The organism is Pseudooceanicola antarcticus (assembly GCF_900215355.1).
In the GTDB taxonomy this organism is placed as follows: domain Bacteria; phylum Pseudomonadota; class Alphaproteobacteria; order Rhodobacterales; family Rhodobacteraceae; genus Pseudooceanicola; species Pseudooceanicola antarcticus.
This window is the reverse complement of record NZ_OBEA01000001.1, coordinates 466,369-479,719: the sequence shown is the minus strand read 5'-3', so window position 1 is coordinate 479,719 and position 13,351 is coordinate 466,369. Positions and strand designations below refer to the sequence as shown.

Genomic DNA, 13,351 nt, shown 5'->3' with positions numbered 1-13,351 from the left:
GGGGCCCGGCCTGATCATTCGGTCGGTGAAGGCTTACTTCACGCGCTTGTTGCGCGCCGCCAGCAGCTTCAGACGCAGGGCGTTGAGCTGGATGAAGCCCGCCGCGTCCTTCTGATCGTAGGCGCCAGCGTCGTCCTCGAAGGTGACGTGGGCTTCGGAATAGAGCGAGTAGTCCGACCAGCGGCCCACGGTGCGCGCCGAGCCCTTGAAGAGCATCAGGCGGACGGTGCCCGAGACGAATTCCTGGGACTTGTCGATCAGCGCCTGCAGCATCTCGCGCTCGGGGCTGAACCAGAAGCCGTTATAGATCAGCTCGGCGTAGCGCGGCATGATCGAATCCTTCAGGTGACCTGCGCCGCTGTCCATGGTGATCTGCTCGATGCCGCGGTGGGCTTCCAGCAGGATGTCACCGCCCGGCGTCTCGTAGATGCCGCGGGACTTCATGCCGACGAAACGGTTTTCCACGAAGTCGAGACGGCCGATGCCGTGCTTCTTGCCCAGCTCGTTGAGCTTGGTGAGGATCGTCGCGGGCGACATCGCCTCGCCGTTGATCGCCACGGCGTCGCCCTTCTCGAAGGTGATCTCGATATACTCGGGCTCGTTCGGGGCCGAGAGCACGGGATCGTCGGTGCGCTGGTAGACGTAATCGGGCGCTTCGACGGCCGGATCTTCCAGCACGCGGCCTTCCGAGGAGGTGTGCAGCAGGTTGGCATCGACCGAGAAGGGGGCCTCGCCGCGCTTGTCCTTGGCGATCGGGATCTGGTGCTGTTCGGCGAAGTTCAGCAGCGCGGTCCGCGAGGAGAGGTTCCATTCGCGCCAGGGGGCGATGACCTTGATCTCGGGGTTCAGCGCATAGGCCGAAAGCTCGAAGCGCACCTGGTCGTTGCCCTTGCCGGTGGCGCCATGGGCCACGGCATCGGCGCCGGTCTCGGCGGCGATCTCGACCAGCCGCTTGGAGATCAGCGGGCGGGCAATCGAGGTGCCCAGCAGGTAGAGGCCTTCATAGACCGCGTTGGCGCGGAACATCGGGAAGACGAAGTCGCGCACGAATTCTTCTCGGACATCCTCGATGTAGATGTTCTCGGGCTTGATCCCCAGCATCTCGGCCTTGGCACGGGCGGGCTCAAGCTCTTCGCCCTGACCGAGGTCAGCGGTGAAGGTGACGACTTCGCAACCATATTCGGTCTGAAGCCACTTCAGGATGATCGAGGTGTCGAGGCCGCCGGAATAGGCCAGGACGACTTTCTTGGGCGCGGACATAGGTATTCCCTCATTCGGATGCAGGGGGGCGATAGCGCCTTTCGGTCACAAGGGCAAGCGAGAGGGGGGCCTTGGGCCATGTGTGCTTGACCATCCGGGCATTCGCGGAAAAGGATCGGCGCAATTTCAAACAGGTCTTCATCGGGGGTACATTCATGAAAGGCTGGAAGATTTTCACCCAGAGCCTGAGGCTCGTCTTCGCCAATCTCAAGGAGGCGCTGCGGATCTCTCTGGTGCCCTACCTGGTTGCCTCGGCGGCGATGGCCTGGTTCCTGACCACGAATGCCGACTTCCTGGCGTCGGAGGGCGGCGACAGCCTTGCGGGCTTCAACGGGCTGTCACTGCTGGTTTTCGTGATCGTCGGCATGGTGTGCTACCTGTGGATCGCCGTCGCCTGGCACCGCTACGTGCTGCTGCGCGAAGAGGGCGAGGGCTGGGTGGCGCAGTTCCGCAGTGATCGCATCCTGGGCTACCTGGGGCGGGGCATCCTGCTGGGCCTGGTCTTGATCCTCCCTGCCATTTTCATGGCGTTCGTCGTCGGCGCTCTCTCCGTAGCGGGTGGTCTGGTAGTGATGATCGCAAGTGGCCTCATATTCACCTTTGCCTTCACAGTGATCGTTTACCGGCTGTCACCCATCCTGCCGGCCGCGGCCCTGGGTGAACCGCTGAAGATGAACGAGGCTTGGGAAAAGACCAAGGGCGCGGGCTGGGACATCGCCCTGCTGGCGCTGATCACGGCGGTGATCAACGTGATCATCCAGTCGGTGGGCGAGATCGGCGGCAACCCCGGCGCGCCGCTGGCGGTGATCTACATGGTCGTCACCGGCTGGCTGCAGTTCATGGTCGGCCTGTCGATCCTGACCACGATCTACGGCCATTACGTCGAAGGGCGGTCGATCGACTGATTTCAGGCAATTGCAGCAGGGAAGACACCGTATGGCGTCTTTCCTGTTGTGCCATACGGGAGCGTCTGTGAAGTGACCTGACTTGGGAGGATTGCATTGGCCTGGACGATTATGAAGACGACCTGTCGGCTCATGCTGAGCAATCTCACGGTTGCTCTGCACCTTTTCTGGGTCCCCATCGTGATCGCCTGCCTTCTGGTCTGTCAGCAGACCTATCTTCGCGAACTAATTCGATCTGGCGCTAGAGAGGCCGTGTCCACTGAGCACACTATGGCCGCTCTGCTGCTGATTGTCCTCGGTATCCTTCTATTCATGAGGGCGGCCGTGGCCTGGCATCGGTGGCTGATGCTCGGAGAACGCAATCGCTGGCTCTGGCCCCGTTACCCGGAAAATGAGGCCGCGAAGTACTTTGCGAGGGCACTGTTGCTGTTGCTGCTTTCCTTGTGCGTCTTTGTGGCGGTGTCGTTTGTCATGTGGCTCGCCTTCATCCTGCTTACCTTGATTTTCGGCCAGACATTCCTCGCCTCTCTATTGCTGCTCATCCCAAGCTTCTTCCTTCTCTTCCTGTTCTTGATCTACATGGTCCGCGTCAATGTTTCCCTCATCGCGGTTGCGCTCGGAAAAAACGTGCCGCTCCAGGAGGTCATCTCGCGACTGTCGTCCGCGAACGGGGTGATCTTCCTGACCTGTCTGCCGCTGCTTCTGCTGATGACACGGATCACCACGACCTCAGACCAAGCCCCTGCCGAGCCAGTCGTCCTCGGTGTTGCGGCGTTGCCCTTGCCCGCGCAGTTGGTGATCGGCGTCCTGGCCTGTCTCTATTGGCTGACCCTTCTGACCACGCTCTACGCCCGCTACGTCGAGGGCCGCGCGCTCTGAGGCTTGCCAAAGCCCGCGCCTTGGGTCACCTCTGGCCCATGAACCCATTCGTCGACGCCGCCCGGAATGCCGCAGAGGCCATGCGCGAGGTCTTCCCCGCGACGCCCCTGCTGCGCAATGATCACCTCTCGGCCAAGTACGGCGCCGAGATCTGGCTGAAGCGCGAGGACCTGAGCCCGGTGCGCAGCTACAAGCTGCGCGGGGCCTTCAACGCCATGCGCAAGGTGCTGGCCGAGCGGAAGGTTTCGGCCTTCGTCTGCGCCAGCGCCGGCAACCATGCGCAGGGCATGGCCTTCATGTGCCGTCATTTCCAGGTGCCCGGCGTGGTCTTCATGCCGGTGACGACACCGCAGCAGAAGATCGACAAGACGCGCATCTTCGGTGGCGCGTTCATCGAGATCCGGCTGACCGGCGACTATTTCGACGACACCCTGGCCGAAGCGCAGCGCCATTGCGCCGAGGTGGGCGGGCACTTCCTGGCGCCCTTCGACGACGTGGACGTGATCGAGGGACAGGCCTCGGTCGCCGCCGAGATCGAAGAGCAGATGCCCGAGCCCGCCGACATGATCGTGCTGCCCGTGGGGGGCGGGGGCCTTTCTGCCGGTATCCGCAGCTACTTCGGCGATGCCATGGACCTGCGCCTGGTCGAGCCCGAGGGCGGCATGTCGCTGGCCGCGGCCCTGCAGGCCGGAGAGCCCGTGACGCTGGCCCATGTGGACAATTTCGTCGATGGTGCCGCCGTGGCGCGGATCGGGGCGGCGCCCTTCGCACGGCTGAAGGGCATGGCGCCCGAGCATGTGCTGGGCGTGCCCGAGGATCGCATCTGCATCACCATGCTGGAAATGCTGAACGTCGAGGGCATCGTGTTGGAACCCGCGGGCGCGCTTTCCGTGAATGCCCTGGAGGATCTGAAGGACCAGATTGCCGGCAAGCGGGTGATCTGCGTGACGTCGGGGGGCAATTTCGACTTCGAGCGCCTGCCCGAGGTCAAGGAGCGCGCGCAGCGCTATGCCGGGGTGAAGAAGTATTTCATCCTGCGCATGCCGCAGCGCCCCGGTGCCCTGCGGGACTTCCTGGAAATGCTGGGCCCCGAGGATGATATCAGCCGCTTTGAATACCTGAAGAAATCGGCGCGCAACTTCGGCTCCGTGCTGATCGGGATCGAAACGAGGCGGGCCGAGAACCTGGATGCGCTGACCGCGCGGATGGAGGCGGCGGGCTTCACCTACCGCGACATCACCGAGGATCCGGTGCTGGCCGAGTTCCTGATCTAGGCTGCCAGCCGCTGCGGCAGTTCCGACAGGAAGATCTGGCGGCTTTCGGCGTAGCTGGTGCGGATCGCGCCCAGGTCGACGGCATCGCCTTCGCCACGGGCCGCCATGACCTCGCCCTCCGCGCAGAGGCCCGAGAAATGGGTGAAACCGAGGTTCAGTGCCGAGCCCTTCAGGGCATGCAGCACCTGTTCCAGCTGCCCGTCATGGGCCAGCGTGGTCAGCGTTTCCTCGACCTCTTCCAGGAAGATCTCGACCACCTCGTCGAAATCGTCATGGCCGACATCTTCGCGCAGCTCGATGACCTGGGTCCAGCTGATCATGGGCGCCTCCTGCATATGGGCGCATCCTGCGGCAACGCCGTTAACCCGGTCTGAAATCCGGGGCAGGGGATAGGGAAAACTTGACCTTTAAGTACCCCTTAAACCGGCGCCCCTAGGCTGAGGCCCGTGGCTGGGAACATCCGGACACCTTGCAGGATGGACAGGATCGGATCGCCGCGTGCAACTCGACACCTTTCAGACGGGCCGGCGTGACAGTACGGCAGATCCCGGCGGGGTGCCGCGTGACATGGCCCGGACGGGGGCCCTGCGCCGGTTGCTGGTGGTGGACGACAGCCGCTTGCAGCGGCGCATCCTGGTCTCGTCGCTGTCGGGCTGGGGCTACGAGCTGCGCGAGGCGGAAAGCGGCGACGAGGCGCTGCAGATCTGCCGCGACTGGGCCCCGGACCTGGTGATCAGCGACTGGATGATGCCCGGCATGGACGGGCTGGATTTCTGCAAGGAATTCCGCGCCCTGGAGCGCGAGCAATACGGCTACTTCATCCTGCTCACCTCGAAGAACGAGAAATTCCATGCCGCCGAGGGGCTGGATGCGGGGGCCGATGACTTTCTCACCAAGCCGGTCAACACGGCCGAGCTGCGCGCGCGGCTGAACGCCGGGGAACGCATCCTCGACATGCAGGCCGAGCTGACCGAGAAGAACCGCATCATCCGCCAGACCCTGACCCGGTTGCAGGCCGCCCATGACGTGATCGACAGCGACCTGATCGAGGCGCGCAAGCTGCAACAGAGCCTGGTGCGCGAACGGCACCGGACCTTCGGGCCGATGCAGATCTCGCTGCTGCTGCGCCCGGCGGGGCGGGTCGGCGGCGACCTTGTGGGCTTCTACCCGATCAATGCGGGCACCTTCGGCTGCTTTTCGATCGACGTTTCGGGCCATGGCATCAGCTCGGCGCTGATGACGGCGCGGCTGGCGGGCTATCTCTCGTCCGCGGTGCCCGAGCAGAACGTGGCGATCCGTCCGCTGGCGGAGGGGGGATATGCGCCGCGCCCCCCGGCAGAGGTCGTGTCCCATCTCAATGACCTGGTGCTGGGCGAGATCACGACGGAGCATTACTTCACCATGGTCCTCGCCCATGTGGAAATGGCGACGGGGCAGGTCACCCTGGTGCAGGCGGGGCATCCCCATCCCATGGTGCAGCGTGCCGATGGCAGGATCGAGGAGGTGGGCCTTCCCGGCGTGCCCGTGGGCCTGCTGCCCGATGTCAGCTTCGACGAGACGGTGATCACCCTGGCACCCGGCGACCGGCTGCTGGTGCAATCCGACGGGATCACAGAATGCCCCGACCAGAGCGGCGAGATGCTGGACTCGGACGGCCTGCGCCGGATGTTGGGCGATCTGCGCGGCATCTCGGGCACCGCCTTGCTGGAAAGCATGGTCTGGCGGCTGGGCGAATACGCCGGGATGGAGGAATTCCCCGACGATATCTCGGCGGTGCTGCTGGAATACCCCGGACCCGGCGCGCTGTGAGCAGGGGCCTTTGTCCCTCGGGTTTGGCCGGCAGCCTGAGCTTGGCAGTCTGAGCGCGGGCCTCAGCTTGGGCGCGAGCCTGCGCGCCTCTCGCCAGAGCGCTGTGACCGGGAAGCCGTGATCCGCCGCGCGCGCCTAGAGGAACTGGCGCAGCAGATCCGCATCGCCTTCGCTGCCCAGAAGCTCGACCGCGACCTCGGGCGCCATCCAGAGCGCGCTGTGGTAGGGCTCTGCCGGTTCCGACAGCTGCATGACCGGCCGCGCCAGGTACACGTGGCAAAGCTTCTCGGCATACATGTCGTAATCGGGCATCCAGACGAAGCGCCGGTAGACGCCGATGCGCCGGGGCGCGGCGATGGACCAGCCGGTTTCTTCCCAGACCTCGCGGTGCAGGGCCTGGATCGGGCCCTCTCCGGGGTCGATGCCACCGCCGGGCAATTGCACCTCGGGTTCGGGCTGGGACTGGTAGGTCAGCAGCAGCTGACCCCCTTTCGGCAGGATCACATAGGCGCCGGGGCGCAGCGTGTATTGCACGTGGGACAGGGGAGGATTGCCGTAACGGCGCATGGATCATCCTTGAAGCTGGCTTGCTTGCCCCTTAGGTGGCACCGGGTTATGCCAAGAGCAAGCTATTAGGACGCAGCCATGACCCTCAGCACCAAGATTGCCTGGGACGACACAGTTTTGCCGTTTCAGCTGGACAATGCCGACATCCGCGGCCGCGTGGCGCGGCTGGACGGGGTGCTGGATGGAATCCTCAAGCAACACGACTATCCCCGTCAGGTCGAGGCCCTCGTGGCCGAGATGGCCCTGCTGACCGCGCTGATCGGTCAGACCATCAAGCTGCGCTGGAAGCTCTCGCTGCAGGTGCAGTCGAAAGGCGGCGCGGTGCGGATGATCGCCACCGATTACTACGGCCCCACCGAAGAGGGCGAGCCGGCCCGCATCCGGGCCTATGCCTCCTACGACCCCGAGAAGATCTCGGGCGATGACCCCTGGTCGCAACTGGGCGACGAGGGCTATTTCGCCATCCTGATCGACCAGGGGGCGGGCATGCAGCCCTACCAGGGGATCTCTCCGCTGACCGGCGGCAGCCTGCGCGCCTGCGCCGAGGCCTATTTCGCCCAGTCCGAGCAGATCCCGACCCGGTTCAGCCTGTCCTACGGCCTGTCGACCGAAGCCGGCGGTATCGAGCATTGGCGCGCCGGTGGCGTGATGGTGCAGATGATGCCGGAAGCCGGGATGCATGTCTCCGAGGGCTCCGGCGACAAGGGCCTGCTGCAAGCCAGGGACCTGGTCGAGGGTGACGCGGAAGAGAACTGGAACCGGGTGAACCTGCATCTGGATACCGTCGACCAGCTCGAGCTGATCGGCCCCTCCATCGCGCCGACCGACCTGCTGGTGCGGCTGTTCCACGAGGAACAGCCCCGTGTCTTCGACGCCCAGCCGGTGAAATTCGGCTGCTCCTGCTCGGAAGACAAGGTGCGGCAGTCGCTGTCGATCTACTCGTCCAAGGACATCGAGAAGATGACCACCGACGAGGGCACCGTGACCGCCGACTGCCAGTTCTGCGGCGCCCATTACGTGCTGGACCCCAAGACCGTGGGCTTCGAGGCCGAGGGCAAGGATGCCCTGGGCAGAGATGAAGGCTGAGGCTGACCTCTATGACAGGATCTCCGCGGCGCTGACCCGTGCCGCGGAGCCGTCGTCGGATTTCGATCTGAACGGCGATGCCCATCTTCTGGCCAATGCCAAGACCCGCCCCGCCGGCGTGCTCTGCGCGCTGCAGGAGGTGGACGGCACCCCCCAGGTGATCCTCACCAAGCGGTCGTCCCGGCTGAAGCATCATCCGGGGCAGATCGCCTTTCCGGGCGGCAAGGTCGATCCCGGCGACGCCGATGCGGTGGCCGCCGCCCTGCGCGAGGCGCATGAAGAGATTGGCCTGCCCCCCGAGGCGGTCGAGGTGCTGGGCTGCCTGCCCAGCCATCGCACCGTCACCGCCTTCCAGGTCACCCCGGTGGTCGCCCGCATCACCCGTCCCTTCACCGTCGTGCCCGAACCCGGCGAGGTCGAAGAGGTCTTCCGGGTGCCGCTCTCGCATCTGCTTGAGACCGCGAACTACTCGATCCAGTCGCGGCGTTGGCAGAAGCAGCGGCGGCATTATTTCACCGTTCCCTATGGCCCCTATTACATCTGGGGCGCCACGGCGCGGATGCTGCGGGTGCTGGCCGAGGTGCTGGAGCCATGACGCGGATCGCCGGAGACTGGCTCTCTGACCCCCGGACGCAGGCTGTCTGCGCGATGCTGACCGAGGCGGGCCACCAGGCCTGGCTCGTTGGCGGCTGCGTGCGCGATGCGCTGATGGGGCAGGTGGTCGGCGATATCGACATCTCGACCGATGCGCGACCCGAAGAGGTGCGGCGCCTGGCGCTTTCGGCCGGGTTGAAGCCGGTGCCGACGGGGATCGAGCATGGCACGATCACCGTGGTCTCGGGCGGTCTGCCCCATGAGGTGACGACCTTCCGCCGCGACGTGGAAACCGACGGACGCCGCGCCGTCGTGGCCTTTGCCGAGAGCATGGAAGAGGATGCGCATCGCCGCGACTTCACCATGAACGCGCTTTATGCCGATGCCTCGGGGCAGGTGGTCGATCCGCTGGGGCAGGGTCTGGCGGACCTCGCCGCCCGCCGGTTGCGCTTCATCGACGACCCTGAAGAGCGTATCCGCGAGGATTACCTGCGCATCCTGCGCTATTTCCGCTTCCACGCCCGTTTCGGCGACCCCGCCCAGGGCCTCGACCCCGAGGCGCTGGCCGCCATCGCCGGCAATACCGAGGGGCTGGATACGCTTTCCCGCGAGAGGGTGGGGGCCGAGGTGACGAAACTGCTCGCCGTGGCCGACCCGCTGCCCTCCGTCGCCGCGATGGAGCAGACCGGGGTGCTGCTGCATGTGCTGCCCGGTGCCGGTATCCGTGCGCTGGGTCCGCTGGTGCATCTGGAAGCCGAGGCAGGCCGCGCCCCCGATGCCGGTCTGCGGCTGGCGGCCCTGGGCGGAGAGGACCCCGCCGGCGCCCTGCGCCTGTCCAGGAAGGCCGCCGCCCGCCACCAGCTTCTGCGTGACGAGGCCGCGGGTCCGCGCGCCGCCGCAGAGCTGGGCTATCGCCATGGCGCGGCCGAGGCCCAGGCCATCCTGCTTTTGCGCGCCGCGCTGATGGAGACGCCGCTGGACCCCGGTGATTTCGACCGGGCCAGCCATGGGGCCGTGCAGGAATTTCCCATCACTGCCAAGGATTTGCAGCCTCGCTTCCAGGGGCCCGCTCTGGGTGAGGCCCTGCGCCGCGCCGAGGCCATCTGGATCGCCGAGGGCTTCTCTCTAGGGCGGGATGCGCTGTTGTCGCGGCTCTGATCCGCGCAACCGGGTCTGCAGGATTGTCGACAAGGGGCCGCTTGCAACCCCCGTCCCGCACAGGGATAAGAGGGTGAAAGGCGGTCTCCATGTTCGATCCCAGAAAGCTCATTGATCCCTACAAGCCAGCTGACGGCCCGCCTCCGGAAACCCTGTTGAAATTCATGGCCTGGGGCCTTGGCGGTGCCTGGCCGGGGCTGATGCTGGGCGTGGTGGTGGCGGCGCTTTCGGGCGTGGCCGATGCCTCGACCGCCTGGATTCTCGGCGCCGTGGTGGATGGCGCCGAGGCGACCGGGCCCGAGGGGTTCTTCGATCCCTCCAATATCGCGCTGATCATCGGCGCGTTGGCCTTCTTCCTGCTGGCGCGGCCGCTGTTCATGGGTCTGTCGACGGCGACGACCTCGATGATCCTGCAGCCGAACATCTTCACGCTGGTCCTGAGCCGCGTGCACCGCTGGACCATGGGGCAGTCGGTGGTCTACTTCGACAACGATTTCGCCGGGCGGATCAGCCAGAAGCAGATGCAGACCTCGCGGGCGCTGACCGACGTCGCCTTCGAGGTGATCAACGTGGTCGCCTTCGCCCTGGCCTCCTTCATCGGCAGCCTGGCGCTGATCGTCACCATCAACCCCGTGCTGGGCCTCGGCTTCCTGGTCTGGCTGGTGGCCTATCTCTCGCTGATCAGCGTCTTCATGCCGCGCATCCGGGCGCGCTCCAAGGCGCGGGCCTCGGCGCGGGCGATGGTTTCGGGCGTGGTGGTGGACACGATCACCAACATCAAGACGGTGAAGCTCTTTGCCCATGCCGATCACGAGGACCGCGCGGCGCTGAACGCGCTCGAGAAGTTCCGCCAGACCGCGCTGGCCTTCGGGCGGATCTCGACCACCTTCCGGGTGATCCTGACCGTCATGGGGGGCGTGCTGCCCGTGATGCTGGTCGGCGGCGCGCTGATCTTCTGGTCGAACGGCAAGGCCTCGATGGGCGATATCGTCGCTGCCGGGGCGGTGGCGGTGCGGGTGGCGCAGATGACCGGCTGGGTCAGCTTCGCGCTGATGGGGATCTACGCCAACGTGGGCGAGGTCGAGGACGGCATGCGCACCCTGGGCCGCCCGGTGCGGCTGCAGGACAAGCCCGATGCCACCGATCTCGAGGTGCCCGAGGGCGCCATCACCCTGGACAGGGTGCAATTCGCCTATGGCCAGAAGGCGGGCGGTGTCACCGACCTGTCGCTGCAGATCAAGCCGGGCGAGAAGCTGGGCATCGTCGGCGCTTCGGGGGCGGGCAAGTCGACGCTGGTCTCGCTGCTGCTGCGGCTCTACGACCCCGAGGAAGGGCGCATCCTGATCGACGGCCAGGACATCGGCCATGTCACCCAGAACAGCCTGCGCCGCAATATCGCGCTGGTCACCCAGGATACCTCGATGTTCAACCGCTCGGCCCGAGAGAACATCCTCTACGGTCGGCCCGAGGCCAGCGATGACGAGCTCTTCGACGCCACCGACAAGGCCGAGGCACATGAGTTCATCGAGAAGCTGACCGATTTCGAGGGCCGCTCGGGCTATGACGCCCGGCTGGGCGAACGCGGGGTGAAGCTGTCAGGCGGGCAGCGCCAGCGCATCGCCCTGGCCCGTGCCATCCTCAAGGACGCTCCGATCCTGGTGCTGGACGAGGCGACAAGTGCCCTGGACAGCGAGGTCGAGGCGCAGATCCAGACCGCGCTGGAAAACGTGATGGAGGGCAAGACCGTGCTGGCCATCGCGCACCGCCTGTCCACGATCAGCCACATGGACCGTATCGTCGTGTTGCACGAGGGCCGTATCGCCGAACTGGGCAGCCACGCTGAGCTTCTGGCGCAGGAGGGGCTATATGCCCGCTACTGGGCGCGGCAGTCGGGCGGATTCCTCGTCACCGACGACGAGGACGAGAGCGCCGCCGCCGAATAGGCTTTGCGTGGCGCGTGACCTGCGATAGGAGGCGCGCCATGCAAGATTTCCAGATCCAGCGACTTGGCCATCATGGCGATGGCATTGCCGAGGGCCCCGATGGCGCCCTCTATGTCCCGATGACCCTGCCGGGTGAGCGTGTCAGCGGCACCATTGCCGGCGACCGCCTGGAGGGGGTCAAGATCCTCGAGCCCTCGCCCGAGCGCGTTGCCGCGCCCTGCCGCCACTTCCGCAGCTGCGGTGGCTGTGCCGTGCAGCACGCGGGCGAAGACTACGTGGCGGCGTGGAAACGCGGCATCGTCGAGGTGGCGCTGAAGGGGCAGGGGCTGGAGGCCGCGATCTCGGGCGTGGCGACCTCTCCGGCGCAGTCGCGGCGGCGGGCTTCGCTGTCGGCGCGCAAGACCAAGGGCGGTGCGCTGGCGGGCTTCCATGGCCGTGCCTCGGGCGCGATCGTCGAGGTGCCGGACTGCCAGCTGCTGCACCCCGACCTGATGCGCGCCCTGCCGGTGGCAGAGGGGCTGGCCCGCGTCGGCGGTGCCCGCAAGGGCGAGATTTCCGTGCTGGCGACGCTTTCGGAGGCCGGGCTGGATATCGCGGTGACCGGCGGCAAGCCGCTGGATGAACCGCTGCGGATGGAGCTGACAACCGCCGCGCAAGAGCTGGACCTGGCGCGGCTGTCCTGGGAGGGCGAGCTGATCGTCACCCGCAACCCGCCGTTCCAGCGCTTCGGCCGCGCGCAGGTCGTGCCGCCCCCCGGTGCCTTCCTGCAGGCCACCCACCATGGCGAGCAGACCCTGCTGAGCGAGGTGCTGCGCATCACCAAGGGCGCCAAGCGCGTCGCCGATCTGTTTGCCGGTTGCGGCACCTTCGCCCTGCCGATCACGGAACGGGCCGAGGTGCTGGCCATCGAGGGCGACCGCGCGATGACCGCCGCCCTGCAAGAGGGCTGGCGCCGTGCCGGGGGCCTGCATGCGCTGAAGGCCGCGCAGCGCGATCTCTTCCGCAACCCGTTGGAAGGCGAGGATTTCAAGGGCATCGACGCCGCGGTGATCGACCCTCCGCGGGCGGGTGCCGAGGCGCAGACGCGGGCTCTGGCCGAGGCGCGGGTGCCGGTGATCGCCGCCGTTTCCTGCAACCCGGTGACCTTCGCGCGGGATGCGCGCCTGTTGCTGGAAGCGGGCTACGAGATGGGCGAGCTGCTGGTCGTGGACCAGTTCCGCTGGTCTCCGCATGTGGAAGTGGTTGCCGGATTTACGCTCAAGAAAGCGTGAGGCGCGCCTTGCCGCTTTCCGGGACCCCCGGCGGGCTGGTAGAAGGGCGCAAAACGCCAATCAGAGCAGTTTCATGAAAAGACGGGCAGTGCTTTCCCTGGTCCTGGCGGCTGTCGCCTCGGCCTGTTCCAAATTTCAAAGCTACCGTGGCCCCGAGGTCACGCGCATCCACGTGCTGAAGGGTCAGCGCCAGATGTACCTGATGCACCATGACCAGGTGCTGAAGGCCTATGGCATCGGGCTGGGCTTCGCGCCGGTGGGTCACAAGCAGTTCCGGGGCGACGGCAAGACGCCCGAGGGCGCCTATCTGATCGACCGGCGCAACCCGAACTCGGAATTCCACCTGTCCATCGGGATCTCCTACCCGAACGCCGAGGATCGCGCCTTTGCCGCGTCGCAGGGCAAGAGCGCCGGCGGGGATATCTTCATCCACGGCAAGCCGCGCAAGTATCGCAACGCGCCGCAGGACTGGACCGCGGGCTGTATTGCCGTGTCGGATGAAGAGGTGGAAGAGATCTACGCCATGGTGCGCAACGGGACCCCGATCTACATCCACCCCTGAAGGGCCCCCAGGGGGGCGGGGCAGCGCTCCGGACCCCCCGCAG

General features: G+C 66.2%; 13 protein-coding genes. 10 read left to right on the top strand and 3 right to left on the bottom strand.

Annotated features, from left to right (window positions below):
• Window positions 1–33 precede the first annotated feature (33 nt).
• Window positions 34–1,260 (bottom strand): argininosuccinate synthase, encoded by a 1,227-nt coding sequence (locus tag CRO50_RS02360; RefSeq protein ID WP_097144258.1) that lies wholly within the window; start codon window positions 1,258–1,260, stop codon window positions 34–36.
• 155 nt (window positions 1,261–1,415) lie between these two features.
• Between CRO50_RS02360 and CRO50_RS02355 the strand changes: the two genes are divergently transcribed.
• The 3 genes from CRO50_RS02355 to ilvA all read left to right on the top strand — a co-directional run bounded on the left by CRO50_RS02355 (window position 1,416) and on the right by ilvA (window position 4,318).
• Window positions 1,416–2,165: a hypothetical protein gene (locus CRO50_RS02355; protein WP_143516840.1), complete on the top strand. Its 750-nt coding sequence runs from the start codon at window positions 1,416–1,418 to the stop codon at window positions 2,163–2,165.
• 96 nt (window positions 2,166–2,261) lie between these two features.
• Window positions 2,262–3,044: a hypothetical protein gene (locus CRO50_RS02350; RefSeq protein ID WP_100128045.1), complete on the top strand. Its 783-nt coding sequence runs from the start codon at window positions 2,262–2,264 to the stop codon at window positions 3,042–3,044.
• 38 nt (window positions 3,045–3,082) lie between these two features.
• A complete protein-coding gene (gene ilvA / locus CRO50_RS02345; RefSeq protein WP_097144255.1) occupies window positions 3,083–4,318 on the top strand; it encodes a threonine ammonia-lyase IlvA in 1,236 nt (411 codons plus the stop codon).
• Here the strand turns inward: ilvA and CRO50_RS02340 are convergent.
• Window positions 4,315–4,638, bottom strand: a complete 324-nt coding sequence (locus CRO50_RS02340) for an Hpt domain-containing protein (RefSeq protein WP_097144687.1) — start codon at window positions 4,636–4,638, stop codon at window positions 4,315–4,317. The two genes, ilvA and CRO50_RS02340, sit on opposite strands and share 4 nt — an antisense overlap.
• Before the next feature lie 178 nt (window positions 4,639–4,816).
• Here CRO50_RS02340 and CRO50_RS02335 point away from each other — a divergent pair, with 178 nt between their 5' ends.
• On the top strand, window positions 4,817–6,127 hold the full coding sequence (locus CRO50_RS02335) for a PP2C family protein-serine/threonine phosphatase (protein ID WP_332835700.1): 1,311 nt from the start codon (window positions 4,817–4,819) through the stop codon (window positions 6,125–6,127).
• A gap of 135 nt (window positions 6,128–6,262) precedes the next feature.
• Here CRO50_RS02335 and CRO50_RS02330 read toward each other — a convergent pair whose 3' ends face one another.
• A complete protein-coding gene (locus CRO50_RS02330) occupies window positions 6,263–6,694 on the bottom strand; it encodes an NUDIX hydrolase (RefSeq protein WP_097144253.1) in 432 nt (143 codons plus the stop codon).
• A gap of 78 nt (window positions 6,695–6,772) precedes the next feature.
• On the opposite strand from CRO50_RS02330, the gene hslO reads away from it, so the two are divergent.
• From hslO to CRO50_RS02300, 6 genes are all read left to right on the top strand, one after another.
• Entirely contained in the window at window positions 6,773–7,780 is a 1,008-nt protein-coding gene (hslO, locus tag CRO50_RS02325) for an Hsp33 family molecular chaperone HslO (protein ID WP_097144252.1), read from the top strand.
• Window positions 7,770–8,375 carry a CoA pyrophosphatase gene (locus CRO50_RS02320; RefSeq protein WP_097144686.1) on the top strand — a complete coding sequence of 202 codons (606 nt, stop codon included), beginning with the start codon at window positions 7,770–7,772 and terminating at the stop codon, window positions 8,373–8,375. The genes hslO and CRO50_RS02320 overlap by 11 nt, the downstream gene beginning before the upstream one ends.
• Complete coding sequence (locus CRO50_RS02315; RefSeq protein WP_097144251.1) at window positions 8,372–9,532, top strand: CCA tRNA nucleotidyltransferase; 1,161 nt, start codon at window positions 8,372–8,374, stop codon at window positions 9,530–9,532. The genes CRO50_RS02320 and CRO50_RS02315 overlap by 4 nt, the downstream gene beginning before the upstream one ends.
• An 89-nt stretch (window positions 9,533–9,621) precedes the next feature.
• A complete protein-coding gene (locus CRO50_RS02310; RefSeq protein ID WP_097144250.1) occupies window positions 9,622–11,475 on the top strand; it encodes an ABC transporter ATP-binding protein in 1,854 nt (617 codons plus the stop codon).
• 38 nt (window positions 11,476–11,513) lie between these two features.
• The gene (locus tag CRO50_RS02305; protein WP_097144249.1) at window positions 11,514–12,746 is read left to right on the top strand and encodes a class I SAM-dependent RNA methyltransferase; all 1,233 of its coding nucleotides are present in this window, start codon (window positions 11,514–11,516) and stop codon (window positions 12,744–12,746) included.
• A gap of 73 nt (window positions 12,747–12,819) precedes the next feature.
• A complete protein-coding gene (locus tag CRO50_RS02300) occupies window positions 12,820–13,308 on the top strand; it encodes a L,D-transpeptidase family protein (protein ID WP_097144248.1) in 489 nt (162 codons plus the stop codon).
• Window positions 13,309–13,351: the final 43 nt, after the last annotated feature.

Coding starts and splice junctions, on each gene's coding strand:
- CRO50_RS02360 (WP_097144258.1), bottom strand. CDS start 1,260: ATGTCCGCGCCCAAGAAAGTCGTCCTGGCCTATTCCGGCGGCCTCGAC.
- CRO50_RS02320 (WP_097144686.1), top strand. CDS start 7,770: ATGAAGGCTGAGGCTGACCTCTATGACAGGATCTCCGCGGCGCTGACC.
- CRO50_RS02300 (WP_097144248.1), top strand. CDS start 12,820: ATGAAAAGACGGGCAGTGCTTTCCCTGGTCCTGGCGGCTGTCGCCTCG.
- ilvA (WP_097144255.1), top strand. CDS start 3,083: ATGAACCCATTCGTCGACGCCGCCCGGAATGCCGCAGAGGCCATGCGC.
- CRO50_RS02310 (WP_097144250.1), top strand. CDS start 9,622: ATGTTCGATCCCAGAAAGCTCATTGATCCCTACAAGCCAGCTGACGGC.
- CRO50_RS02315 (WP_097144251.1), top strand. CDS start 8,372: ATGACGCGGATCGCCGGAGACTGGCTCTCTGACCCCCGGACGCAGGCT.
- hslO (WP_097144252.1), top strand. CDS start 6,773: ATGACCCTCAGCACCAAGATTGCCTGGGACGACACAGTTTTGCCGTTT.
- CRO50_RS02330 (WP_097144253.1), bottom strand. CDS start 6,694: ATGCGCCGTTACGGCAATCCTCCCCTGTCCCACGTGCAATACACGCTG.
- CRO50_RS02355 (WP_143516840.1), top strand. CDS start 1,416: ATGAAAGGCTGGAAGATTTTCACCCAGAGCCTGAGGCTCGTCTTCGCC.
- CRO50_RS02340 (WP_097144687.1), bottom strand. CDS start 4,638: ATGATCAGCTGGACCCAGGTCATCGAGCTGCGCGAAGATGTCGGCCAT.
- CRO50_RS02305 (WP_097144249.1), top strand. CDS start 11,514: ATGCAAGATTTCCAGATCCAGCGACTTGGCCATCATGGCGATGGCATT.